The sequence below is a fragment of the Saccharicrinis carchari genome (genome assembly GCF_900182605.1).
Classification (GTDB): Bacteria; Bacteroidota; Bacteroidia; order Bacteroidales; family Marinilabiliaceae; genus Saccharicrinis; species Saccharicrinis carchari.
On record NZ_FXTB01000001.1, the window covers coordinates 1 to 25,465 of the forward strand.

At 41.0% G+C, this 25,465-nt stretch carries 17 protein-coding genes; 7 read left to right on the forward strand and 10 right to left on the reverse strand.

Going from position 1 to position 25,465, the window contains the following annotated elements:
- Nucleotides 1-440 precede the first annotated feature (440 nt).
- The 10 genes from FN809_RS00005 to FN809_RS00050 all read right to left on the reverse strand — a co-directional run bounded on the left by FN809_RS00005 (nt 441) and on the right by FN809_RS00050 (nt 18,542).
- On the reverse strand, nt 441-2,924 hold the full coding sequence (locus FN809_RS00005; protein WP_317131251.1) for a glycoside hydrolase family 20 protein: 2,484 nt from the start codon (nt 2,922-2,924) through the stop codon (nt 441-443).
- Nucleotides 2,845-3,621 carry an endonuclease/exonuclease/phosphatase family protein gene (locus tag FN809_RS00010; RefSeq protein ID WP_221929319.1) on the reverse strand — a complete coding sequence of 259 codons (777 nt, stop codon included), beginning with the start codon at nt 3,619-3,621 and terminating at the stop codon, nt 2,845-2,847. The genes FN809_RS00005 and FN809_RS00010 overlap by 80 nt, the downstream gene beginning before the upstream one ends.
- Nucleotides 3,622-3,952: 331 nt before the next feature.
- The gene (locus tag FN809_RS00015; protein WP_142531432.1) at nt 3,953-4,741 is read right to left on the reverse strand and encodes a glycerophosphodiester phosphodiesterase; all 789 of its coding nucleotides are present in this window, start codon (nt 4,739-4,741) and stop codon (nt 3,953-3,955) included.
- 241 nt (nt 4,742-4,982) lie between these two features.
- On the reverse strand, nt 4,983-6,773 hold the full coding sequence (locus tag FN809_RS00020; RefSeq protein WP_185957380.1) for a DUF4091 domain-containing protein: 1,791 nt from the start codon (nt 6,771-6,773) through the stop codon (nt 4,983-4,985).
- Between the two features lie 687 nt (nt 6,774-7,460).
- The gene (locus tag FN809_RS00025) at nt 7,461-8,972 is read right to left on the reverse strand and encodes a sulfatase family protein (protein WP_142531434.1); all 1,512 of its coding nucleotides are present in this window, start codon (nt 8,970-8,972) and stop codon (nt 7,461-7,463) included.
- Between the two features lie 211 nt (nt 8,973-9,183).
- Nucleotides 9,184-10,578 (reverse strand): sulfatase, encoded by a 1,395-nt coding sequence (locus FN809_RS00030; protein WP_142531435.1) that lies wholly within the window; start codon nt 10,576-10,578, stop codon nt 9,184-9,186.
- A gap of 483 nt (nt 10,579-11,061) precedes the next feature.
- On the reverse strand, nt 11,062-12,654 hold the full coding sequence (locus tag FN809_RS00035; protein ID WP_185957381.1) for a RagB/SusD family nutrient uptake outer membrane protein: 1,593 nt from the start codon (nt 12,652-12,654) through the stop codon (nt 11,062-11,064).
- 108 nt (nt 12,655-12,762) lie between these two features.
- Nucleotides 12,763-16,125 (reverse strand): TonB-dependent receptor, encoded by a 3,363-nt coding sequence (locus tag FN809_RS00040; RefSeq protein WP_142531437.1) that lies wholly within the window; start codon nt 16,123-16,125, stop codon nt 12,763-12,765.
- 299 nt (nt 16,126-16,424) lie between these two features.
- The gene (locus FN809_RS00045; protein WP_142531438.1) at nt 16,425-17,414 is read right to left on the reverse strand and encodes a FecR family protein; all 990 of its coding nucleotides are present in this window, start codon (nt 17,412-17,414) and stop codon (nt 16,425-16,427) included.
- A gap of 540 nt (nt 17,415-17,954) precedes the next feature.
- Entirely contained in the window at nt 17,955-18,542 is a 588-nt protein-coding gene (locus FN809_RS00050) for an RNA polymerase sigma-70 factor (protein ID WP_142531439.1), read from the reverse strand.
- A 160-nt stretch (nt 18,543-18,702) separates the two neighbouring features.
- Here FN809_RS00050 and FN809_RS00055 point away from each other — a divergent pair, with 160 nt between their 5' ends.
- From FN809_RS00055 to FN809_RS00090, 7 genes are all read left to right on the forward strand, one after another.
- On the forward strand, nt 18,703-20,292 hold the full coding sequence (locus tag FN809_RS00055; RefSeq protein WP_142531440.1) for a YfcC family protein: 1,590 nt from the start codon (nt 18,703-18,705) through the stop codon (nt 20,290-20,292).
- Between the two features lie 528 nt (nt 20,293-20,820).
- On the forward strand, nt 20,821-21,060 hold the full coding sequence (locus FN809_RS00065; protein ID WP_142531441.1) for a hypothetical protein: 240 nt from the start codon (nt 20,821-20,823) through the stop codon (nt 21,058-21,060).
- Nucleotides 21,061-21,586: 526 nt separating this feature from the next.
- Nucleotides 21,587-22,150: a hypothetical protein gene (locus FN809_RS00070; protein ID WP_142531442.1), complete on the forward strand. Its 564-nt coding sequence runs from the start codon at nt 21,587-21,589 to the stop codon at nt 22,148-22,150.
- Nucleotides 22,147-23,340: a retropepsin-like aspartic protease gene (locus FN809_RS00075; protein ID WP_142531443.1), complete on the forward strand. Its 1,194-nt coding sequence runs from the start codon at nt 22,147-22,149 to the stop codon at nt 23,338-23,340. Before FN809_RS00070 ends, FN809_RS00075 begins: the two co-directional genes overlap by 4 nt.
- A 91-nt stretch (nt 23,341-23,431) precedes the next feature.
- Nucleotides 23,432-23,968 (forward strand): DUF7010 family protein, encoded by a 537-nt coding sequence (locus FN809_RS00080; protein ID WP_142531444.1) that lies wholly within the window; start codon nt 23,432-23,434, stop codon nt 23,966-23,968.
- A 186-nt stretch (nt 23,969-24,154) separates the two neighbouring features.
- Nucleotides 24,155-24,598 (forward strand): SRPBCC family protein, encoded by a 444-nt coding sequence (locus FN809_RS00085; RefSeq protein WP_142531445.1) that lies wholly within the window; start codon nt 24,155-24,157, stop codon nt 24,596-24,598.
- An 11-nt stretch (nt 24,599-24,609) separates the two neighbouring features.
- Nucleotides 24,610-25,416 carry an AraC family transcriptional regulator gene (locus tag FN809_RS00090; protein WP_246095361.1) on the forward strand — a complete coding sequence of 269 codons (807 nt, stop codon included), beginning with the start codon at nt 24,610-24,612 and terminating at the stop codon, nt 25,414-25,416.
- Nucleotides 25,417-25,465: the final 49 nt, after the last annotated feature.

Consider the following 25,465-nt stretch of genomic DNA (forward strand, 5'->3'; position numbering starts at 1 on the left):
CACGGGGCGAATATGGGCATAAGGCTAATATTCGTCCCGTGTGTTGTTTAAGTATTGCATTGTGTTAATTCAAAACATTGTCAACACTCAACGAGGGATGGGGATTGGTACGTAATTTACTTTCAGATGTGAGTTGTTTTTAGGGGCAAGTCTTCCAACCACGGCGTCTGCTTTTTCGTACCTCATAGCATCCACCCCGCCTTTAAAAGGCGGGGAATCCCTTGCGTGTGGTATTTGCTGGATAAGTAAAAATTCTCCGCAGTAAATCAGCCCCCCCCGTTAGAAAATTTTGCGCAGCAGCATTGCAGGAGGTTGGGGGTAGATGTATGCTCTAAAACAATTCCTACCTTTCCCAGCTACATTCAAAGCGCTATAAGTGTGTTTTCTAAACTCTCTATTTGGGGAGATATCCCTGCCAGACGGCCGGCAGGGATAGATTTTTAATGTATTTCTATTTCATCCAAGGCTGTTTTACTCTGTTCGCCTGCCCTGTAGTATCCGTCGGGTATTACCCCCCAACTTAAAATTTCCAATCGAACATATTTAGCTTCACTCGTGGGGAATGATATGGACACCGGGAAACGGGTTCCCTCAGTTGGCGAGAAATCATACTTTAACTCCTTAGCCGCTCTTTTTGTATAGGTTTTTCCATCTAGCGACGAAAAGACAGTAAGCTTGCGTGCTGGCCATGTGTAGTTTACCGGTCTCCATACAAAAGAACTTGCGACATTGCTAATTGTCTGCGGCCTGCTTAATGCCAGGTCAATTTGTATGGTATCCTGACGATAATGAACCCAACGACGCACATTCTTGGCGTATCCGCGAATCCCGTCGGTTAAACCAAAGCCCTTGTTCACATTTTCTGACACAGGGTGGGGTGTACTAATATATGAACATCCTGTTGCTTTATTCACGGCGAAGCTCTTTTGTGTTGTTTTCCCTTGAGCTACGCCATCTTTATAAACGGCTGCATAAACAGTAGCATCCTCGTTTAAACGGATAGGCTCGTTGTAGAGCGAAGAGGAAGTTGTAACAATAGCGTCGTTTATGGCATAGAATATTCTTGTGTCGGGGCTGAATGTTTTTAAGCTCACCTCGAAGCTGTTCTTCGTGCTATTCCATGCTCCCGTGATGTTTACATCGTAAAAGTTGCGCGAGGCGTTTATACCATGATAATCCAAGCGCTTAAAATCTTTAGCTAATCTATGGGTAAAATCATTAAAATCTTTATTTCCGGGTTGTGTCCATTGTACCTCGGCCATAGCCAGTAATCTCGGGAATGTCATATATTCAAAATAGTCGGTCGTTTGAATATATTCGCCCCAAATATTGGCTTGCGTTCCGATGATGTAGGATTGTTCCTCCGCAGTGAGTTCAGCAGGAAGTGGATTGTAGGCATATACGCTATCTAATGGCAGGAAACCACTCATTGCTAATGGAGCAAATTCAGGATCTTCCTGATAATGATCAAAATAACACTCATCTCCGGGCGTCATAATTACATTGTGCTTCTGTTTTGCTGCAATAATTCCACCTTCCTCTCCTCTCCAGGACATAACAGAGGCATTTGGAGCCAGACCGCCCTCCAGTATTTCATCCCAACCGATGATGTCGCGCCCTTTGCTATTCACAAACTCTTCAATTCTGTGGATAAACCAGCTTTGTAATTCATCTTCATCTTTCAGGCCTTCTTTTTTAATCAAAGCCTGACAATGGGCACATTTCTTCCATGCTTTTTTTGGGCATTCATCACCACCGATGTGTATATAATGACTCGGGAACAGGTCAATGACTTCTGTTAACACATCCTCAAGAAAAGCAAATGTGTTTTCTTTAGGGCAATACACTTCATCGAATATATCGAAATAGTCGCGAACAACATACTCTTTACCCAAGCCACAGGAGAGCTGGGGGTATGCAGCTAGAGAAGCAGAGGTATGCCCGGGCATTTCTATCTCCGGGATTACCGTTATAAAGCGATCGGATGCATATTGAATAATCTCTTTTATATCTTCCTGGGTATAGAAACCTCTGTGCTCTATACCGTCGTACCGTCGAGGCCAGTAATAGTCTGAATGGCCAACCTGGGTTTGACTGCGATACGAACCTATTTCGGTTAGTTTGGGATACTTCTTTATCTCTATACGCCATCCTTGATCATCCGTTAGGTGCATATGTAAGCGATTGAGCTTATACACAGCCATCATATCAATAAACTTGAGCACCGTTTCTTTAGGTAAAAAGTTTCGGGCAACGTCCATCATAGCACCCCGGTAAGGAAAACGTGGTGCATCCTTAATGCTGGCTATGGGCAACTCAATTTTTGAAATACCCTTTTGGGAGGTATCGTGTATCTCGGCAGGCATTAATTGTATCAGTGTTTGGATACCATAGAAAAAACCTGCCGCTGTGCTATTTGACTTAATTTCGATTTTCTCGGCACTTATGTTTAAAGCATATGCTTCATCCGGTAAGGTGTTATCTACTATAAAACTTATGGCGGACTGCTGGTTTTCTGAAGCCTTTTCTACTTGGATAGAAGTGTTTTTTAGCACCTCCTTAAAGTAATTGAAAAGAGTTGATAATGGCAGTTCCGATGGCAAGGATACATTTACTTTATCTTGTAATATCAAATGGCCTGAATTGGTTCTTATTTCATTTGGTAAAGGAATAAGGCTGTATGTTTTTTTCAGATTTTTATTCCCATTACTAGTGGAACAAGAAATAAAAACCAATGTTATACAAAGAATACTAAAAAAATATTTTTTCATAATGTTGCTGCCAATAAGTGAGGATGCTCTTGTGATGTTTTTATTTTTTTCTATTGTTAGTATTGAATAAATCCTACTGTAACTGAATACGTACCAATATGGGGGTATGGTCTGATAAGAATTGCTTATTTTCGGTTTCTGCCAAAATACCATGTTTTAATACTTCAACATCCTTACTCACAAAAATATAATCTATCAGAGGGCGCTTTTCGTAAGGGATTCTTCCGAAATTATGGAAAGTCCATGAAGGACCATATACTATGGGTGAAACCGCGCGGGAATCGATTAAATGGTTAGCATTAGATTTATCTGTTATTTGATTGATAACATCCGATTCGGGCTTGGCATTAAAATCGCCCATAAGAATAATGGGTAAGTCGTTTGAAAGTTCAGCAAGTCTGTCGAGTATTAACTTTACACCCTCTCTACGGGCAGTTACTCCAACATGATCTAAGTGCGTGTTTAAGGCTATAAGTGTATTTCCTGACGCTTTATCTTTCAATTTCGCCCACGAAGCAATTCTTTCACATGCTCCGTCCCAACCTCTGGAACCGGCAACTTCGGGTGTTTCGCTCAACCAGAAATAACCGGAGTCGAGAACAGAAAAGCGTTCTTTTTTATAAAAAAGAGCACTGTATTCTCCCTTTTCTTTGCCATCTTCACGACCTACGCCAACGGATTCATAACCAGGTAATAATCGTTTTAAATCTTTCATTTGATTGTGCAATACTTCTTGTGTGCCAAGTATATCCGCATCGTAGAACAAAATTGAATTGGCAACACGCTCTTTTCTATTTTGCCAATTATTCAAGCTATCTCCCGGGTTATCATACCTGACATTAAAAGTCATTACATTTAATTGTACAGATGAATCAACTTGTTTGTTTATGTTACAGCACGCCATAGCGAGAAAGGATAATAGAAGTAAAGAAATATTTTTCATAACAATTATTTTTAATGATTATTAATTTAAAAAGTGAGGGTGTGAAGATAAAAACTCTTTTTATGAACTATCGATGCCCAATATAAATACTCTTCTTCGTAATGTAAAAATAATACAGTGTGTAGGGATAAAACCCATTACTCAATACTATTGCACCATTTTTGGAGCATTGAATATCATTTGAGGGGCTTAATTTAGCTTTTGTGGCTCGAATAGATCGTTATTAATTGGTACAGATCTATTCTTTAAAATACATATCATATTTTGAATCAAGTTGCACATGGTTTATATTCAGTGTTTTTAATTGTTGCACAATTTCTTTAACCACTGTTTCTTCTTTATCTTTTGGAATTGCCCATTCATTAATAACCCCGACAATCATAATTCCATTATCTTTTGCCCATCTTGCATCCTGGGCCGATGGATTTCCGAAGTAGTAATAATTGTCAGGATCGTAATCTTTACCTTGCATATTGGTTTCAAGCTGTTCTCTGGTACAGCTTAATCGTACTTTTCCTGTAAAAAAATCTGTAGTAGCTGATGTGCCAATCATTAAGGCATTTTCTCTCAAATTATAGGTGTCAAGTAAGTCAATTATTTTTTCGCAAACAGCTTTGTCGTAGCCTTTAATCTTATTATCAATCATTATGTTCATGCCTGTTCTTTGACATAGGTGAAAAACATCCTCTAGTTTTTGTATGGATGTTCCTCTGTCAGACTTAAGTAAAGCTATTTCATCCCAGGTCATGTCGGCTACATTTTTATCAACATTAAAATACTTCTGTAAGTTTTTGTCGTGATGTGTAATGAGCACCCCGTCTTTGGTTAACCTCATATCTACCTCGACCATCCAATAGTTATTTTCTATGGCTCGTAGCAATGCTTCTTTACTATTTTCAGGAGTTTTAGTATCAACAATACCACCTCTATGTGCAATAAGATGGTACTTCGTATCTGTTTCCTGTGCACTTAAAAGGGATAATGAGCACAAGAATAAAAGGGCGATTGAAGAAAAAAAATGTTTCATATTAGTACTTTTTGTTTTTCGAGAGTAGCGATTATATCAACTGATTAATACTTCTAAGATAGCTTTGTATTAGATACATTCTCAATCGTGATTACCCCTAAGCTCCAAAAATACTACGGGACAGGCTCTAAAGGGGGATTAACCCTCACCGGACAGTTCACGTTCTACCTGAAGTAAGTTGCTTGTGTTCCTTGTGCAGGGAGGGTTTTGAAAAGAGAAATGTTGCTTTTTATTATCAACACTAATAGCTAAAGAGCTCCGGATTGTTCAAAAAGCGCTTTCCATCTGCAAGCAATTCTTCCATATTGCCAGGGTCTTTAAACAGATTGAATTTGGCAAGCATTTGATTGAACGCTTCCAGCTTTTCTTTGGCTTCCGCTGAGTTGTCTTGCGCAAGGTTAGTTTTGATTATCCTTATTTTTTCAGCGTCTTGAATGCCTTCTATCAGGCGTTCGAAGCGGATGGAACTCCGTCCGTTGGGATAAACAATGTGGGTATCTCCGGCCGGCCAGGTTCTGAAACGGGAATCGATGGGCGCATCTTTCACATAACTGTTGTAGGCCCAGCGTAAAAATCCATCAAAACCCGCCGCCCTGGTGTACCAACCGATAAACGCGGCTTCAACAGGTTGCGAAAAAGTAAATACATTAGGGAATTGATGGGCACAACTTACATACCAGGTGGTCACGTAATTTTTTCTGGCACGGTAGGCCCTGTCTTTTTCATCTACGGTAACGCCATGGGCCACGCATAAATCAACCAATTGATCAGGGTATAACTTGTAGCTTTTATGGTTGTCGGCCAGTGCTACTTTTAAGGAGGGTGCTGTTTCATTGAGCAGCTTCAACATGGCCTTCATCTCCTTGGGCGAACGTTCGTCCATGGCAATGAGGGTTTTGTTTTCCCAACCTTTGGTTTTTAGGTGCGCTATAAAATCGGTAAGAAAGGGTTTCCATAAGGCTTCGTACGCCTTTGTTCCTGGATCGGCAGAAACTTTAATTTCCTGATTCGTCTTCTCGTCAAAATAAAATAAAATATTTCCCCAGGGTACCATTGAATAGCAGTTTATTTGTTTGGTAATCCCCAAAGCCATCATAAACTCCACCCAGTTATCGAACACGGTATAATCGAATTCCCACGTGCCATCCGTCTTCTTTCTCCATTCAATCATCGTATCGAAGGGATCCTCGGTTTGACCATTCCAGGGGCGTTTGTTTAAGGTGGTGGTAATCACTTTCTGTCCGGCATTGGCCAACATTTGCATGGGTTTTTCTAATGCTGCCCAATGTTTGTCGGACCATGGTTCAACATTTTGGCTACGCGCAACGGCGTAAGGGTTTTGCCATAGGTCCAGATGAAAAGCCCATTCCGAGGCAGGGGGCAAGGTTCGATTGAGTACGGTAAGCGATAAATTGAGTTCCCTTGCCGTTTTACCATCCGTTAATATTTCTAAAGTAGCATCATAATCTCCGGGAGAAGCATCCATCGGCACATCAATGCTAACCCATACCGGACGTGCTGTTTTTGGTTGCAAATTCATGCAATCGAGGTTGTCCAGTACATCTGCGCTTAAGGATTGGGCGTAGTCTTCCGGCTTTCGTTCTCCGCAACCCTGGCCGAATTCATCGGTAATAACATATCGAACAAATCGTACCTGCATGTTGTTGGCCTTGATCGTTTCATTATTCCCGGAACGAAAGTTCGAGAGCTTGAGTTCTACGTTCGGCACGCTGTCCTTACTCCAAAGAATAAGTTGGCCTGAGACCCGTTCTCCTTTCCAGGCCGTGCCACTCCACTCAGAAGTGCTCGCTGTTTCAGGGACTTCGTGTTTTACGTAGCGCGCATCAATGCTTCCAACAGCGGCTTGCAGCCCGGCGGGAACTGCTGCCCAATTCGTGGTTATGGTAACCGGCAATTCCGCTTCTTCGTAGTTGAGGGTGCAATCTTTTTTATCAGCCCGCTGTGTGCAGCTTGCCACAATGAATATGCTTAATACAATTAATAATGTTTTTGGATTCGTTACTTTGTTCATTTTCATATTGTTATTCAAATTTGCCTGAACTATTTATAAATGGTTGAAAATACGAATAAATTTGATGTTTACCCCCACTTAGCTAGCCTCCCGCTATTTTTCGGGACAGGTAGTCCCGAGCTTGCCCTCGGGAAAGTTAACCCAGAAAATTTTTTGAATTTTCTCTGTCTCCAACAGCGACTAAGTTTCACCTCCATTTTTGTGCGCCAAAAATGGGTTCAGCTATGTCGGGGTAACCCGCATTTGCATTCATCTCGGTGCAATGTGATGAATAATGCGGGTTAAACTCTTGTAAAGAGGTATTACTGAATTGGAAATAGACCGCCTATAAACTGATTTGATTACAGGATGTAAAACTTTGTTCACTTGATAGTTATTGGGCGTTATAAGCAAGCAAAATATCATTATAGTTGGATGGGTATGCTAAGGAGGTTAGGAGATTGCCATAAAATTGCAAAACCATAATTGCAGTATTCTAGTGTGAGTTTAGGTGAATGGCCATTCTCAGTTTTGCAGAACGATCTCTTCCTAAGCATTACAAAAGGCTTGCTCAACCCTATGCGATCTTATCCCATATGGTTATATGCTAATCATTGATAAGAAAAAAAGAAAGGGTGTAATTTAGGTAACTACACCCTCTAAAATATTGCCGTGATTTAAACTTACCTCAAAAGTATTTTATGAGTCTTAATTTTCGGATTTGATACCCTCAAATATTTTCATCATCTGCTCTGTTTTTTCCGGATAGTCTTCTGCTAAGTTCATTTTTTGGCCGGGATCATCTTTCAGGTTATACAACTGGGGCCGTAATGAAAAACCGGTTTCCATATCTACTCCCCAGCTAATTTTTTTACCACCTTTGTGTGGCGGTATCAATACCCAGTCTCCCTCACGGAATGCCAAACGTCCTTGTAAACCTTCCGTGATATGATGGTCTCTTCCTTTCACGGATTTTCCCATAAGTACATTTAACAGGTCTTGACTGTCGGGTCGCTTGTTTTCTGTTTTAAACAGAGTTGCAAATGAAGCATACAGGTCGATTTGAGAAATCAAAGCATCTGATACGCCCGGCTTTATTTTACCTTGCCACCGTAGCATGAACGGGACGTGAGTGCCGGCATCATAAAGGCTGTATTTACCCCCTCTAAGATTGCCCCAGGGCGTATGTGTACCCACTAATTCGGGCGATTGATCGTGATAGCCATCATCCAGCACGGGACCGTTGTCGCTGGAGAAGATTACGATGGTGTTTTCGGATAGGCCCAGTTCATCCAGTGTTTTTAGAAATTCATCTACACACCAATCGGCTTCCAGTATCACATCACCTCGGGGTCCCATACCTGATTTGCCCGCAAATCGTGGATGTGGCACACGGGGTACATGCGGTTGGTGTAAAGCATAATACAAGAAAAAGGGCTTGTCTTTATGTTTCTTTACAAACTGCTTTGCCCTTACCAGAAAGGTATCTGCCATATCTTCATCTACCCATAAAGCCGATTGCCCGCCTTTCATAAATCCAATACGCGAGATGCCGTTTGTAATGCTCATATTATGGCCATGGCTTGGGTGAACTTTTAGCAGCTCAGGGTTCTCTTTGCCGGTAGGTTCCCCTTCAAAGTTCTGCCTGTAGTCAACCATAATCGGATCGTTCTTGTCCAGGTCAACGACATCCCCGTTCTGCACATAAACGGTTGGTACACGGTCGTTGGTGGCCGCCATTATATAGGAGTAATCAAAGCCAACCTTATTGGGTCCCAGGTCAATATGCGTGTTCCAGTTAATATTTCCATCGCCAAGTCCGAGGTGCCATTTGCCCACTACACCGGTGGAATAGCCATTTTCCTTAAAAAGCTTGGGTAGGGTGGGTGCGGATGGATCTATTAACAGGGCAGCATTTCCCTGTAGTACGGCTGCACGCTTATTCCTCCACGGGTACTCGCCCGTAAGAAGGCTGTACCTGCTGGGTGTGCAAGTGGCAGAGGTGGCATAGGCATTATCAAAGCGGATACCCTCGTCCGCAAGCCTATCTATTCCCGGTGTTTTCAACTGCCCCATTTGATAGGAGCTTACATCGCCTATCCCGAGATCATCGGTATAGATAATAACAACATTTGGCTTTTCGGTTTCTATAGATGAGGTGCAGCTCAGGCTAAGCCCCATCAATATTAAACAGCCATAAAACTTTATCAGATAGATCATAAATCAAAAATATATTGCTAATTATAAGATATTATTTGCGATCGAATAAAAAAACCATCATTTTTTACGTCCTGTTGTGGTTAAATATAAACAAAGGGTTCAAATAATAATTCAAATTGAATTTTAATCCCTCAGGTTGGGCTTGTATTATACTCTGTAACTCTCTGTAAAATAGCTGGTCAGTGAATTAATGAGAGGCAGAAATATTAATTTATTTAGGTTGTTCCAATGGATAGGTGAGGTCGTACAATTCCAATTGTCGGATTTTCCATACGGCCCCTTCCAAAAATAGGGGATGAGGCTGATGTATATCCCAATCGCCCAGCTTTTTAAGCATGGATTTTGTTCGCTCCAAATGCTGAAGAGCCACATTGTTCTGTTCTGAAATATCCTTGGATAAATTGTAGAGCATGGGCAGGCGGTCGGGCAGCCGTATCAATTTCCAGTCACCCTCGCGAATGGCCGCACTTATAGTAAAACGCCAATTAAACGATTCGTGTGGTTTTGTTTTTTTTATACCGCAAATATAAGGTATCAGGTTTACGCCATCCAGTTTTTCTGAATGCTTTGGGGTGACTCCCGCCGCTTGTAAAAAGGTGGCCGCAAAGTCAAGAGATATCACAGGATGGTGATATGTTTTACCCGCCGGCAAGTGATCGCTCCACTTCATGATAAAAGGGACATGGATGCCTCCTTCGAGCAGAGTACCTTTTTGTCCGTTAAGCGGGGCATTTATCGAAGCGTTCGAATCCACCGGACCACCGTTGTCGCTGATAAAAACAATCAAAGTATTTTCGTTTAAACTCTCCTCTTCCAGGGTTTGTAGGATGCGCCCTATGTTTACATCGAGCCTATGGACCATGGCGCAATAGGTTCTTCTTCGTTCGTTTGCTATGTGCCGATAAAGTTCCAAATCGGCTTTGGTGGCTTGCATAGGTGTATGCGGTGCATTAAACGAAGCAAATAAAAAAAAAGGCTCCTCTTTATGCCTCTTGATAAAATCTACGCACTCATCCCCTTTGTCGTCGGTAAGGTACGTAATGGTTTGTGGTGTTTTGTAGTTGCACTCGATGGGCGACAGATAGCCTTTGCCATTTGGTTCGGCCTTAAAATAATCATGCCCGCCACCGGTGTATCCCCAAAACTCGTCGAAGCCCCTTTTAGTAGGATGAAATTGAGGCTGGTCGCCCAAATGCCATTTACCTATCAAACCGGTTGCATAGCCTAGTTCCTTAAGTCTGTCGGCAATGGTAAGTTGGGTAATGGGCAGACCGAGATATGCTGGATCGAAACCCGGTTGGTTACCGGCCAAATTATTGTCGTAACCAAAGCTCACTTGATTTTTACCTGTTAGCAATCCGGCACGCGAAGGGCTGCAGACAGGTGCCGAAACATAGCCATTGGTAAAGTTGACGCCGTCGCGCGCCAGGCGATCGATATTTGGGGTGGCTATCTGCCCGCTGCCATTGATGCTCAAATCTGCATAACCCAGGTCGTCGGCTACAATTAAAACAAAATTGGGAGATTGTGTTGATTGAGCTTGAATTTGTTGAATACTTAAAAAAGCTACAACAGTTATAGATAGAAGTAATTTAAGTTTCGTCATGATGGCTGATATGTTTATCTTATGTTTATTAACTTTCAAATATTAATGATACCCTCGTTGATTTAAGCGGACAATCGTTTGGATTTTGCTTTTTAGTGTTTTAGGTAACACAAATAGTATATATTCTGTCCAATTTATGTTTGCTACCTGTCGGCCACAAGCAGGAAATTTGAGAGCTGTTCTTCTTTCACATTTTAAACAGACTTAATATGCTACTTAAAAAGTAACCACAATGAAAAAGGAGGATGCTCAACGGGCACTTAGAATATTCTGGATAATGTGCTGCGCGTTTTTACATGGGGCTTAATAGCTACAAACAACAAAGAACTAACTATAGATTTACCAAAAGAGCCTGATCTATAATGATTCTTTAATTTTGTCTTTAAAACTAATCTGAAATTTTAAAAATGGCTGGTTAAAAAGATTGGGTTATGACTAATGAAGTAGACATAACCCAACCTGTTACATAATTACATTTAATTGTTAAAACCCAGTGTTGTTAGGGAGTAAATTTGGATTTTTATCGATGGCACTTTGTGGAATAGGCAGTAAATAGTTTTTTGGTGCTTCAAAGGTTCTTGTTTCGACCGTAATTTGTGGCTGATCTAACAATACGTTGTGATCACCGTTAACCATTTGAGATTCCAGCACAACACCTTCTTTGACTCCTTTATGGATGCCTGACATTACCTGAGGTGCAATTTCCCAGCGGATGATGTCGTCTCGTCGTAATCCTTCCATGGCAAACTCTACCCTTCTCTCGTTTTGGAGCAACATGCGTAACTGATCGGCAGTATTGTACTTTACGCGATCAACGGCAGGCATTCCGGCTCTTGTTCTAACATCGTCCAAGGCCTTATATAACTCATCATCTATCTGACCAAGCTCAATTTTTGCCTCTGCAATGGTGAGAAGTACCTCGGCATAGCGGAAGATAAAAATATCAGCACCTGAATTCCAATACTGTGCATCGGGTGCATCATTTAAATAGTTGAGATACTTGCGGAAATTATAACCGGTTTTAGAGGAGTTGTTGGCTTTTTGATAATGATTTACATCATCCTTTTCAACCGAACGATAAGGTTCACCCTGCCACATTTGTCCGGGATATATAATGGTGGCCCTCAAGCGCGGATCACGATCTTTATATGGGTTTTGCGGATCGTAATCACCTGTTACGAGTGCTTCGTCAATGGTAAGTCCGTTGGCCATTTCGTAGCTGTCGACCAATTGTTGGGTTGGTACCACCGATGACCAACCACCGCTTCCATTGGGGAGGAAAGGTGTGTAGTTTAAGCTATAAAGGTCGGGCGTATATTGTACTGACATGATTACCTCCTTGTTTTGCTCGTTATCCGGATTAAATAATGTAATGTAATCAGGATGAAGTTCATAACCCTCTATACTTTTGGCTACAGTCAATGCTTCTTGATATTTGCCATAGTACAACTTCATGCGCATAAGTAAAGCTTGGGCTGCCCCCTTGGTAGCTTTTCCAAAGTCTTCCTGTGGATAACTCTCTGGAAGAATATCGATAATGGTAGTTAACTCATCTTCAATGAATTTAATTACCGTTTCCTTTGGGTCGCGCGGAATTTTAGCCTCATCCGGATGATCAAAGTTTACTGTTATCAATGGCACATCGCCATGGTTTACAACCATTTGATAATACTTATAGGCCCTGATAAAACGTGCCTGTGCCTCATATACCGTTAAATCTATGCCCGGTATATCGGCCTCGCCTAAACTAGTTAAAAACTCGTTGCAACGATAAATAGTAGAGTAGCCAAAGTAGTTGCTACCGGGATTGGCTGCCGTAACACTTCCGTTACCAATATTGGTCCAACCTTCCCAGGGGAAGTTATTGTAACCGTTATCCGATCCACACTCGCGGTACATTAAACCGCTACCACTCTCAAATCCGTTATAACACCCGGTAAGCGCTAATTGAACATCTTGCTCTGTCTTCCAAAAGGTAGAAGGGGAGAGCGCATCTTTTGGTGCGACATCTAGAAAAGACTCGCTGCACGACATGGCCGTTAGAGCCAGTAAAAAAAGAAATGTATATATTTTCATCTCATTAAATTTATTTGTCATTTATAGACATTTGATGGAACTCACCAATAATGTAATCTGCTTTGTGAGAGAATGCGCTTATGGCTCGTTTCATCTTATTTATTGTTGTTAAAATGTAACATTCACGCCAAAGGAATTAACCATCACTACGGGGTATCCACTTCCTCGACCAGAGGGTGCCTCAGGGTCGAACCCTTTTAAGTAGTTGGTAAAAGTTAAAAGGTTGTCGCCGCTGTAATAAATCCTTACCTTAGATATACCCACATTTTGAAGTACGCTTTTCGGTATATTGTATCCTATTTGCAAGTTCTTTAGTCGTAAAAAGTCGGTACTCCTGAGCCAGTATTCAGTAGTTGAGTTTTGCGGCATACTTACACCGGATGTACTTGCTGTAACACGGGGTACAGAGGTATTGGTGTTGCTCGGTGTCCATCTGTTTTTCCACAAGGCCGATGGCTTGCTGGAATCGCCACTAACTGCGCCTACGGCATCAAAGTCCATATAGCCATAACCTCCCAAAGTTCCCTGGAAAAGGGCCATGATGTCAAAATTCTTATAATTGGCACCCAGGTTAAAACCAAAAATAAAATCAGGTGTAGATTTACCCAAAATAGTGCGATCGTCACTAGTAACTTTTTTGTCACCTGTTACATCCACATATCTCAGGTCGCCGGGTTTAATTTTTGAAGTTCCGTACAAGGTGTTCTCAGCCCAATCGGCTATGTCCTGTGTCGATTGATATAGTCCGTTGGTTTTGTATCCGTAAAAAACATCTACTGGTTCACCGATCCTACGCAGGTATCTGCCATCAATTACTTGATTTTGTCCGGCCAGCGAAATCAGCTCGTTGGTGTTTAAAGCAAAGTTGCCTCCAAAGTTGAACCCTACCTCACCAAATTTATCGTTGTACTGGAATGTAGCTTCAAATCCTTTATTTGACATCTCACCCACATTGTCATAAAAATCGGACAAGGCAAATGTTTCAGGCGAAGGAACCTTCATAATAATATCTTCAGTTCTGCGGTCGTAATAATCTAAAGTAAGGTTAATCTTTGATTTGAGCATAATGTCAAGCCCGATACCCCATGAAGTTGTTTTTTCCCAAACCAAATCTTTGTTTTTGGCGTTTACAATGGCAGCGCCTGAGTTTATTTGGCTGTTAAAAGGATAATCTTTTCCCAACGAAAGGGTGGGTATGGTAGGGTAATATTCGTTTAAGGCATCCTGATTACCCAGCATTCCCCACGAAACCCTTACTTTTAAGTTGTCTACGGTTTCTCGGAGACCGGCCATAAAATTCTCTTCCGAGAGTCTCCATCCGGCAGAGAAGGATGGAAAGGCGCCCCATCGGTTGTCCTCGTGAAAACGTGATGACGCATCGTAACGCAGGTTGGCCTCAAACAGGTACTTGCTGTTCAGGTCGTAATTGACACGGCCAAAATACGATAGCATATTTAGCTCGCGGGTATATCCCTCAGCTACCATACCTTTAGTAGCACCACCGTTTAAATCACCCAAGGAAGTGCTGGGGAAGTTCTCGCGGTAGGCTTTTGTACGCTTATAATCATACGACTCGGCATGGTAACCGACCATGGCAGCAATATTGTGCCCGCCACCGAAGGACTTTGTGTAATTGGCTACCAAATCGCCTGTAATCCTTTCTGTATTGGTGTACAACTGCTCCATTTTTGTAGGGCCATGGTACTTTGAGGGATTATATTGTATCTCTTTGTTTAAAGAGTTTTTGTCCTCCTTATATGTTCGGATGGATGCGGTACCTTTAACGGTCAATCCTTCGGTAACGGTAAAGGTTAGCGAACCTACACCGAGAAAAAAGTTCTGCATCTTATCGATCTGCTTTCCTTGGTCAATCCAAGCCATTGGGTTGCCATCGGAGATTGTTCCATAAGTGCCATCCTCGTATTTGTATGGTATCCAAGGTGCTATTCGATAGGCTTGTCTGATAATCTGATCTAGGCCTCCACCTACATAAGCATTGTTGGGCTCATATACGGATTGACGCGTGTAAGAAAGGTTTACGTTTGAGGTGAGCCAACTGTACGGACTGCTGGTTACGTTGGTTCGTACGTTGTATCGATCTTTGCCGGTATGTTCAATGATGCCCTCTTGCTTTTGATAGTTTACAGAGGTGCGGTAGGTGGTGTTTTCAGTACCGCCTGCCAATGAAACATTGTGTGATGTTTGAAACCCGGAGCCTGAATATAGCATATCCAACCAATCGGTGTTGGGATGGCCGTAGGGATCCGTACCATTTTTAAAAAGTGCTATGTCTTCGGGAGTAAATCGTTCTGTTTTACCGTCGTTAAGCAATGCCTCATTATACATCTCGGCATATTCGGCAGAGCCCAGATATTCGGGCAAGTCTGTGGCAGCCTGCCAGCCAAAATCGCCGGAGTAGCGTACCTGTGGCACACCTACTTTACCGCTTTTTGTAGTAATGAGGATTACACCGTTGGCGGCTTTTGAACCGTAAATGGCGGCCGAGGCGGCATCCTTCAATACGGAAATGGAACCAATATCCTCGGGGGATATTTCGTTCATGCTCGACTCTACACCATCCACAATAACCATGGGCGATGAGTTGTTTAAGGTACCTGTTCCTCTAATTCGGATACTACCACCGTCACCACCTGGCAGTCCGCTGGTTTGCTTAACATATACCCCTGGTAGTAATCCTGATAAACCGGCCGAAACGCTACTCATCGGTCTGTTTTCGAGCATCTTGCTATCTACGGTGGCAACCGATCCGGTAACATTCACCTTCTTCTGTACACCATAGCCCACAACAACAACTTCGTCAAGGCCCATTGTTTCTTCTTGCAGTACAATGTTAAAAGTGCTTTGTCCAGCTGCCGACACCTCAACGCTGTTCATCCCCACAAATGAAAATTGCAGCGTTGCATCTTCGGGTACACCCGACAGGGTGAAATTCCCGTCCATGTCGCTGATAGTGCCGGTGGTGGTGCCTTTCACCACGATGGAAGCACCAGGGATGGGCTCTCCGTTGGCATCGCGAATGGTACCTGTAACGGTTTTGCCTTGCTGCTGCACATTGGCAAGTGCTATCTCTGCACTGCTTGTTTGATTATCTTTTTTCAGCACAATGTACCTGTCAATAATTTCGTAGCTTATATCGGAACTGTTTAAAATTTGCTCCAATATCACATGAATATCCGAATCCTTGGTGTTGACCGATACATGCACCGAGGGATCGATTTCTTTACTGTCGTAAAAAAACCGGAATTCTGAGGTGTTTTCAATTTCCTCAAAAACCTCTTTAAGCATCACATTCTGGAAGTCCAGGGTCAGTTTTGTTGATTGCGAATAGCTTGTTGAGGCCGAAGCCTGCACCAGGGCTATCGTTAAAAGCAGCCATGTAATTTTCATAACTCTTAAAAGTTTCGTGAAATGAAGGTTGCCGGAACCTCCATCAGTTCTGTTTTTTTTCATAAGTTTGCATTGTTAATGTTCGATAATGAAGCCAATGGGCTTTTTATTGATTTTTAACCTGGACTATTCATAAATTTTCGAAAATATGAATGGAGTCCGGGTTAACCCCGACTTAGTTGAACTTTAATTTTTGATAAAAAATTATTAGTGAAACGTAATCGCTACCGGAGGTAGAAATAATTCTTTAATTATTTGGGTTTTAAAACGGAAACACGACCATGTTTCCTTTACGGACGGGAGATGTTGGTAGCATTTCCCGTTTTTTTTTGTTAAATTATGGTTTGTTACATAGGCAGCGGTTATTTTATAGATTTTAAATAGATTTTATTTCTATCCACTCGGTAATCAAAAGCTTCGCCGGAGGCTTGTTTAAAAACTTCCATCATGGTGTAGATGTTGTCGTCGATATTAAATGTTCCGGTAAAAGTGCGATTCTTTAAAAGCTCATCTTCAAAAATAAGTTCAACACCGAATATGCGGTTAATTTTCTTGGTTAGGCTAAGGAACGATTCATCTTGAAATTGATACATCCCTTTGCGCCAGTAGTTTAAAAAATCATCCTGAATTTTGGATCGGCTTAGCTTACGCGATGTTTTATCCAGCACCAAACTATGCAAAGGTTCCAGTGCGGCCGACTTATAATTGTCAGTTCCGTCCCCAAGGTTTACTTCCATTTCTACTTTCCCCGATAGCAGGTCAACTTGAATTTCATTGTCGTCGGGGTAGGCTACTAAAGAGAATTCGGTGCCCAATACCCGGATGCGGTGTTGCCCCACGTTTACCATAAAAGGTTTTTTTGCGTTGTGCGCCACGGTAAAAAATGCCTCGCCCATCAATTGCACGTCTCTTGTTTTTCCGTTGAATCGTTCAGGGTAAATTAATTTAGAACCATTTGTTAGCCATACGTTGCTTCCGTCGGGTAGGGTAAGGTAAGTACGATTACCTTTTGGTACGGAAATTTCGGTCATGGCAATTTTTTGGTTGAGGGTATGCGGATGGATAAAATACCCGGCCATTAAACCGAGTATTATGATGGCTGCATATTTAAGGATTTGTTTAAAAGAAAACGACCTGTGTGCTCTGTTAGTTTTAGCTTTCACGCGGCGCATGCCATCCCGGATTTGTTCGTCATCCATTTCCTTTCCTCGTTGCATCAAAGCGCGTAAATTTGTATATCGGATATATTCTTGCCTGTTTTCTTCGGCAAGTTCTACCCAGGCCAACAGCTCCGGCGAGTCCGTCAACTTTTCTCCGTTCAGTATTTTTTCTATTATTTTTTCTTTATCCATGATCGTTTTGTTACGGGTATAATGCGTCAAATTGGAAATACCCTATGTGGAATGTTAATTTTTTTTAATAAAAGTAGAAAAAAGATAGATGTGGTTTTTTGTTATCCACGAATTTCACAAATTTTCACGAATTGAAAGGGATGATTGTATCAACCATTTAAATAGATTCTCTGTTTGTCAAAAGGCAAGCTGGCTGACAGGCTGGCTGTCATTACTAATTAGTAAGGCTGAAAGCCTGATTTTATTCAGCCCAATGGCAAAGGTTGGATTTATATAAAATAAATAGCCGCTGAATAGCCTGCCCCGCAGCATTGCGGGGGGCAGCTTATATTTAATCTGTCCATAGTGTTTAAGCTGCCCTTACAGGGCGAAATTTCAAATTGCATTTTAACCCAACGCGTCACTTCGTTTTGCGTTGGGCTGAATTAAGTTGTCCTTTCAGGACGGATAATAACTGCCTAATTTATAAATATTCAGGGTAAATGTATGTATTTATCTACTGACATCTAAAAGATGAAACAGGAACTTACTTTGTCTGTCTTAATTATTCAAAAACAGATAGGTAAGCAAGGGTAAAAAATCTTTAAGAGCTATCTTCAGTACTTTCAAGGCCTTGGAAATTTGTGCTTCAACCGCTTTTACCGAGATATTTAGTGCCTTGGCTACTTCCTGGTTTTTTTTATTCTCAAAACGGCTGAGGGTGAAAATTTCGCGGCAGCGGGGCGGCAGGTCGGCCATCGTACGTTCAATGATGGATTCTATTTCCTGAAATGATACAATGGAAGTATCCAATTGCTTTAAGGCAGAAAGATGTAAAAGGTTTTGCATCTCGAGGGCAGCCATCTCGTCATAACGTTTTTTTACCTTTTGGTGCCTGAGGTGCATCAAACAATTATTCTTTACACTGGTGTACAAATAACTTTGGAGTTGAAATTTATTCGTTAGGGACGGATGCTTTTCCCAAAAGGCGATAAATGCATCCTGAACAAGTCCCTCGGCATCTTCGTGGGGGACATATTCCTTTGCAAAGTAAACCAAACGAGGATAATACAGGCTAAAAACAACTTCGAAAGCTGCCTCCTGTTTTTTGTTCAATAGCTCTAGTAGCTCGTTGGTCAGTACGTCCATGAGGGACAAAAATATTAATTTATTTTATAACCTTGTTTTTATAAAAGTCTTTTAATTACGGACACGGATTGAAAGTCATGGTTCTTTAAAATTATATTCTATTTTTGTCCGATAAGTTCATCATCTTAAAAATAATACTTATACTCCAACACCCTGTCGCATGTTTAAAAAAGTACCCCATACTTATGTTATTGTATTTTCCCTGATTGTTATGGCCGCCGTAGCTACCTGGTTTGTTCCGGGTGGTGAGTATGTTCAGGAATCCATTACCGTAAATGGCGTAGAACAAACACAGGTGCAGTTTAAAAGCATCGACAGCCAGCCCCAAACCTGGGAGATATTTGCCGCCATGGTGCATGGTTTCGAAAAGGGAGCCGGCATCATTGTTTTTATCCTGATGATAGGTGGGGCTTTCTGGGTTATGAACGACTCTAAAGCCATTGATGTGGGGATTTTATCTTTTCTGGGTTTTGTTAAAAAGCTGGATCGTTACAGGGCTATACGGTTCGTTGGTGCCAATAACCTTATTTTAATTCTTATCATGTTGATGTTCTCGGTGTTTGGTGCCGTGTTTGGTATGAGTGAAGAAACCATTGCTTTTATGGTGGTGCTGGTACCATTGGCAATCTCCATGGGTTATGACAGCATTACCGGTGTGGGTATAGTTTTTGTGGCGGCCGGCCTTGGGTTTGCCGGTGCCGTTTTAAATCCTTTTACCATTGGCATTGCTCAGGGATTGGCCGGTTTGCCCTTATTCTCCGGTTTTGAGTACCGTTTGGTGTGCTGGTTAGTGATTAATGTGGTGGGTTTTGCTTACATCCTTTGGTACGCCCGAAAGGTGAAAAAGCACCCTAAGCAATCCCCTGTTTATGCCGAAGACGAATACTGGCGATCGCGCACAGCGAGCAACATAGAGGGTATAAACGACGCAACGCCCCGTGCCGCCTGGTGGGTGTATGCGCTTACAACGCTGGTGCTGATTCTGTTTGCTTTTAAATACCCGCTTACCACCTTAAAAATGGGTGGGGGAGATGGGGTAACCTGGCCTGTGATGCCCGCGATGGCTGTATTTTTCGTTATTGCAGGCTTCTTGTCGTTGCGTAAAAAAGTGCATTTCTTTATATTGAACCTGCTGGGTTTCACCATTCTGTTTCTGATTATTGGGGTGATGGGCTATGCCTGGTACATTACCGAGATTGCTGCCTTATTTTTTGCCATGGGTCTGTTGTCGGGTGCTGCCATTGGACGTGATGCGGATAAGATTACCCAATTGTTTTTGGAGGGCGCCAAAGATATTATGTCGGCAGCACTGGTAGTAGGACTGGCCGGGGGTATTATTGTTATTTTGGAGGATGGTAAGATTGTACATACCATTTTACACGGCATGGCTCAATCCATGAGCGATTTAGGTAATATAACCTCGGTAGGTATTATGTATGGCATTCAAACGATGATTAACATTTTTATTCCCAGCGGATCGGCCAAAGCAGCACTAACAATGCCCATTATGGCGCCCTTTAGCGATTTAATAGGTCTGTCGCGGCAGGCAACCGTAATGGCCTTTCAGTTTGGAGATGGTTTTACCAATATGATTACGCCTACTTCGCCCGTATTGATCGGTGTGCTGGGTGTGGCTAAAATTCCCTATACAAAATGGGTGAAGTGGATAGCACCCCTGATTACGATTCTGATGGTTCTTGGATTCTTATTGCTGATTCCTACCGTTACCATGGAGCTCAATGGTTTTTAATAATGCAACATGCTTTACTGTATTTCACTGTATTTCAATACTCGCTAATTTTGGGTATGGCCTGATAGGAATCTGTCATTATCGGTATCTGCTAAAATCCCTTGTTTAATACTTCTATACCTTTACTTACAAATATATTATCAATAAAAGGGCGCTTTACGTAAGGAATCTTTTTACAATTATATTAGGTTCACGAAGCAATTCTTTCACAAACGCCATCCCATCCTTTTGAACCGGCAGCTTCGGGTGTTTCGCTCAAAAAAAATAACCGACATCGAGCACCGAAAAGCGATCTTTTTTATAAAAAAGAGCACGATCTACTCCTTTTTCTTAACCACAACGTTCACAATGTTCGCCATGTTGCATAGTGACTTTTCTGCAATAATTTGGAATTTGCGCCATATTTTATATTCCTGCACCATAGTTTTTATCGTATTATAAAACTTAACATATTTAGCCGCATAGCTGTTGTGTACTGCCCTGTCTTTTGCCCCACCTTTGTATCAACAGAAATTTAAAAATACAATCATGAAAACGCTAAAAATTAATTCAAAGCAAACCTTGTTAACCATTTCAATCATTGTCCTTTTACTAACAAATATTTTTGCACAGTCTGGCAATAATGTACAATCAGATGCCTGCACCAATACGGAGTCAGTTGTAGCTAAACCAAAATTGGATATTTACACGGCCGTATTGTCTGGTCTCTATGAGCTTGTTAAACAACATATTGAAGGGCAAAGCTATATTGAGGAAACAAAGCCTTGATTATTTAATCTTTGGAGGTACATCCTATGCTAAAATCCGTAGCCATAGTAACTTTTATGGGCAGTTTTTGTCATCTCATGTATGAATTTATAGAATGTACTGCAGTTAAAGAAATAAGATACCGGCCTACTAAAGACAGGTCTCTGAGAGGTTTGTGTTTGTTTTCGATGATCGCCAATTAACTTTCGAATCATCTCATAAATTTTTCTGGTAATTTTGGTGAAATTACTGATTTGACCGGAATTGAGGGCTTTGTAAACCTAAAGCTATTGGCAGCGTTTGGGCATAAAATAGAGAATATTGATTTAAGCTTAAATACCAAGTTAGGTACTTTATTACTTCGGGGAAATAATCTTACCAGCGTTGACGTTAGTAATAATCCAAATTTAATTTTGATAGATATTCAGTCAAATGGTCTCAGTTCAATTAACGGCCTATCAAAAGCGACAAAATTAAAAAAGTTGTATTTTTATGGAGGAATTTTTTATTAATAAATACGAGTCAGTAATCACTTATTTGAAAAATAATGAACCGATTAACTAAAATTTTAGAAAAAAACATTTCGAACAAAAAAGTATTCCTACTTTTTATGCTGACAAATATCGTTTACGTATTTATGTTGATGGTAACGATTCCAAAAACTATGGGATTCTCGAACGGAATGAAATTGTTGGATATGCTACCAACGGGATATAATCAGAAATACGTAAATGAATTATTTAGAACACTTGGGGAAAACGGACGTGACATTTACTTGACAAATCAAATACCTTTGGATATGATTTATCCACTACTTTTTGGTCTGACCTATTCTTTGTTATTGGCATATTTTCTAAAAAAACTGAACAAACTCAAATCCCCTTTTACCTACCTATGCTTGTTACCAATAATTGCGGGAATCGCAGATTATCTGGAAAACTTTGGCATCATCGCTATGCTAAGGAGTTATCCGACCTTAAACCCAACAATTGCGAAATTAACGAATATATTTACATTAATAAAAAGTGGTTCAACTACCCTTTATTTTATTGTCATAATCACAATACTAATAGCGGTTGGATATAAAGCCATTGGGCAGAAAAAACAATGAGAAATAAATTTATCATACTTCTCCTGACAGGGTGTTTGATTTTTATAACATGGGGATGCTCACTTAAATGGACCCAAGCAATCCGTTATGGAGAGGTTTCTCGCGATGAGTTTAGGGAAACCGTTAATATAGAAATTCAAAATGGGCTCGTATTTTTGCCTGTTACAATTCGAGGAAAACAATATCGTTTTTTATTTGACACAGGAGCACCATTCAGTATTTCAAAACAGCTTCAGCATGAACATGCTTTTGAAATAATTAGCAAAGGAAACATTATTGACAGTGACCACAACAAAAAAAAGGTTGACTGGGCTCAGGTTGACTCTATCCATGTCGGTAATGTATCATTTATGAATCAAACGGCATTTGTTGGGGATTTTAATGCAAACCCACTATTGAAATGTTTGGAGATAGATGGGATTATTGGTTCAAACCTCATAAGGCATGCCAACTGGACAATAGACCAGGAACAAAAGACTGTTTCTTTAAATTCAACTATTAATAAGGATGCTTTTCAGGATTGCATCATTATCCCATTCAAAACGGATTATCAATACAATATCTTCATAGATGTTCATATTGGCCCGGCTACGGTAAAAAATGTATTGATGGATTATGGCTCCAACGGGTCGATATCATTGAATAATGAAATATTTACTACCCTTAAAGGTAGAAATATCATCGGTGCAGTGTTATTGGAAAAAGGCGTGCAACAAGCCGGTATTATTGGTAAACCTGTAAACTTTGATCGTAAGATTACATATAACGACTCAGTTGGCATAGGCAGGTTAGGCCTTAACAATATCATGCTGCGAACAGGAAAAACTGTTTCCCTTGGAAATAAATTGCTATCCCGATTTCCGGTAACTATCGATTGGGATAAACAAAACCTTTATTTTAGACAAAATGACACGTCCGAAGAATCAAATCGTTTCCCTCGTTTTAGCCTGGGTTATTCAACTGAAAAAGGCATTTATGTTCAGTCTGTTATAAAAAACTCAAACGCCTGGGTCAAAGGAGTTAGACCAAATTGTATAATAGAAAGAATTGACAGTTTGGATTTTGAAAATGGCAATGATTTTTGTGATTACGCAAAGCATGAGCTTGGAGATAATATTTTTGTACAATTAATTGATACAACAGGCCAAAGGCAGGAACTTAATATTCGTCAGACTCCTATAATAAAATAACGAATGCCAATCGAGTAATTCGCTGGCCTTCATTTGACTGCCAGTGCGCATCTCGCCATCAAAGGATATTCTACATACAAATAAATAAACCATGGAAAGAACATTAGAAGAGCAAAGAATAGCGTATGCCAGCCGAAAATTTGTTGCCACGCCACTTGCAGGTTTAATTGCATGGCTCGTTATAGGCATATCCGGCCTTGTATTGCCTGTTGAGGCAACGATTTGGGTGTTGTTTATCGCAACGGGCAGCATTGTTTATCTGGGTATTTTTATTTCAAAATTTACGGGCGAGGATTTTTTGGACAAAGAGAAATCCAAAAATGTTTTCGACAGTCTTTTCTTATTTACGGTGGGGCAAGCGGTGTTGGTATATGCCATCGCCATTCCGTTTTTTATTCTGGATTATACCTACTTGCCCCTGACCGTTGGGGTTTTAACGGGAACCATGTGGTTGCCCTTTTCGTGGATCATCAAACATTGGGTGGGCCTATTTCATTCGCTAACCCGAACAGCGACGGTCACTGCCCTCTGGTATCTTTTCCCGGAGAATAGATTTACGGCTATCCCCTTTGCCATAGTGGGCGTTTATGTGACCACCCTGATTATCCTTAAAAAGAGGAAGAAATGATTTGCAGCTGTAACAGGGCGGTTGTGGGGTTGCCCGGATAGAGGTTACATCGAGGTTCATCAAAAAAAACTGAATACAATTAAACAAGAACCCGGCACAACCATCTGGCGGTGTGTATTGTTCATGTTGCATGGCATCCATATATCCGGTTGATTGTATGGTGGCGTTAAATATCAAATCTTTAAAATGAAACCAATCAATAGTTCCGCACCGGTTAAAGCTAAAAAATCAATTGTCATACATGCAGACATTGAAAGGGTGTGGAACATACTTACGCATATAAACAAGTGGTCCGCTTGGAATGCGGATATATCCATATCAAAAATGAATGGCCAAATACAGGTAGGGCAAACATTTGATTGGAAAACAGGGGGAACAACACTTCACTCTAACATCCACACTTGTAACCCGAATACCCAATTTGGCTGGACCGGGAAAGTTTTTGGAGTATATGCCATCCACAACTGGATTTTAAGTGAAACCGCGAATGGCACCAAGGTCACTGTAGAAGAGAGCATGGAGGGTATTTTAGCAAAATTATTCCGCAAGTCGTTTCAGCAGACCCTCGAAAACGGAATGGCCAACTGGCTCGAGTCACTAAAAAAGGAATGTGAAAAAAAGACAGGATAACATTGAAATTTTTGAAAGACATAAGGCAATTATACACTCCAATTCAACCGACTGTGCAGCAATCGGCCGGCAATGTTAGCTATGTAGAAATGCTACCCGACGTAACACTACAACCATTCATCTATTGCTATTGGGAACTGAAAACCTTACAAACGCTTAAAGATCCGTTCAATTACAAGGTTGTTTCAGACGGTTGTATCGACATTTTCTTTGAGCTTAACAATCCTTGTGAGAATTTTGTAATGGGCTTCTGTAAAAAATACACTGAGTTTCTGCTTGGCAATACATTTCATTATGTGGGCGTACGTTTTTTGCCGACAATGTTTCCCCAGATATTTAATGTAAATGCTTCCGAATTAAGCAACAAATTTGAAAACTTAAATCTAATCGTACCCAAAACATCGCAATTTATTTCTGGGTATTTTGAACCTAACAAAGATATCAATCAAATAAAACAACTGTTCGACCATTATTTTACCGGACTTATCTCAAAAATTAACTTCAACAACGACATCAGGATTTATAAAGCCATCTCAATTATTGCAGAAAACTCAGGCACCTTAAATATTGAAAAAGATATAGATACAGGCATTAGTGTAAGGCAACTTCGCAGACTGTTTAAATTTTATATTGGCGATACAGCAAAAACATTCAGCCAGGTAGTTCGTTTTCAAAATATACTGAACGCAAAACCATCATCACAAAGTTTGCGGCAAAAAAAACTCTTCTTTGATGTTGGCTATTACGACCAGGCACATTTTATAAAAGAGTTTAAAAACTTTTACGGAGGTACCCCCGGCAATGCTTTTGGCAGATAAATTTTGTCCGATTTTTACAATGTTTGGAGCGTAATCTGTAAGAAATTTG

Excerpts from the sequence above, each read along its gene's own strand:
- FN809_RS00005 (WP_317131251.1), bottom strand. The coding sequence starts at position 2,924 with ATGGTATTTTGGCAGAAACCGAAAATAAGCAATTCTTATCAGACCATA.
- FN809_RS00010 (WP_221929319.1), bottom strand. The coding sequence starts at position 3,621 with ATGACTTTTAATGTCAGGTATGATAACCCGGGAGATAGCTTGAATAAT.
- FN809_RS00015 (WP_142531432.1), bottom strand. The coding sequence starts at position 4,741 with ATGAAACATTTTTTTTCTTCAATCGCCCTTTTATTCTTGTGCTCATTA.
- FN809_RS00020 (WP_185957380.1), bottom strand. The coding sequence starts at position 6,773 with ATGAACAAAGTAACGAATCCAAAAACATTATTAATTGTATTAAGCATA.
- FN809_RS00025 (WP_142531434.1), bottom strand. The coding sequence starts at position 8,972 with ATGATCTATCTGATAAAGTTTTATGGCTGTTTAATATTGATGGGGCTT.
- FN809_RS00030 (WP_142531435.1), bottom strand. The coding sequence starts at position 10,578 with ATGACGAAACTTAAATTACTTCTATCTATAACTGTTGTAGCTTTTTTA.
- FN809_RS00035 (WP_185957381.1), bottom strand. The coding sequence starts at position 12,654 with ATGAAAATATATACATTTCTTTTTTTACTGGCTCTAACGGCCATGTCG.
- FN809_RS00040 (WP_142531437.1), bottom strand. The coding sequence starts at position 16,125 with ATGAAAAAAAACAGAACTGATGGAGGTTCCGGCAACCTTCATTTCACG.
- FN809_RS00045 (WP_142531438.1), bottom strand. The coding sequence starts at position 17,414 with ATGGATAAAGAAAAAATAATAGAAAAAATACTGAACGGAGAAAAGTTG.
- FN809_RS00050 (WP_142531439.1), bottom strand. The coding sequence starts at position 18,542 with ATGGACGTACTGACCAACGAGCTACTAGAGCTATTGAACAAAAAACAG.
- FN809_RS00055 (WP_142531440.1), top strand. The coding sequence starts at position 18,703 with ATGTTTAAAAAAGTACCCCATACTTATGTTATTGTATTTTCCCTGATT.
- FN809_RS00065 (WP_142531441.1), top strand. The coding sequence starts at position 20,821 with ATGAAAACGCTAAAAATTAATTCAAAGCAAACCTTGTTAACCATTTCA.
- FN809_RS00070 (WP_142531442.1), top strand. The coding sequence starts at position 21,587 with ATGAACCGATTAACTAAAATTTTAGAAAAAAACATTTCGAACAAAAAA.
- FN809_RS00075 (WP_142531443.1), top strand. The coding sequence starts at position 22,147 with ATGAGAAATAAATTTATCATACTTCTCCTGACAGGGTGTTTGATTTTT.
- FN809_RS00080 (WP_142531444.1), top strand. The coding sequence starts at position 23,432 with ATGGAAAGAACATTAGAAGAGCAAAGAATAGCGTATGCCAGCCGAAAA.
- FN809_RS00085 (WP_142531445.1), top strand. The coding sequence starts at position 24,155 with ATGAAACCAATCAATAGTTCCGCACCGGTTAAAGCTAAAAAATCAATT.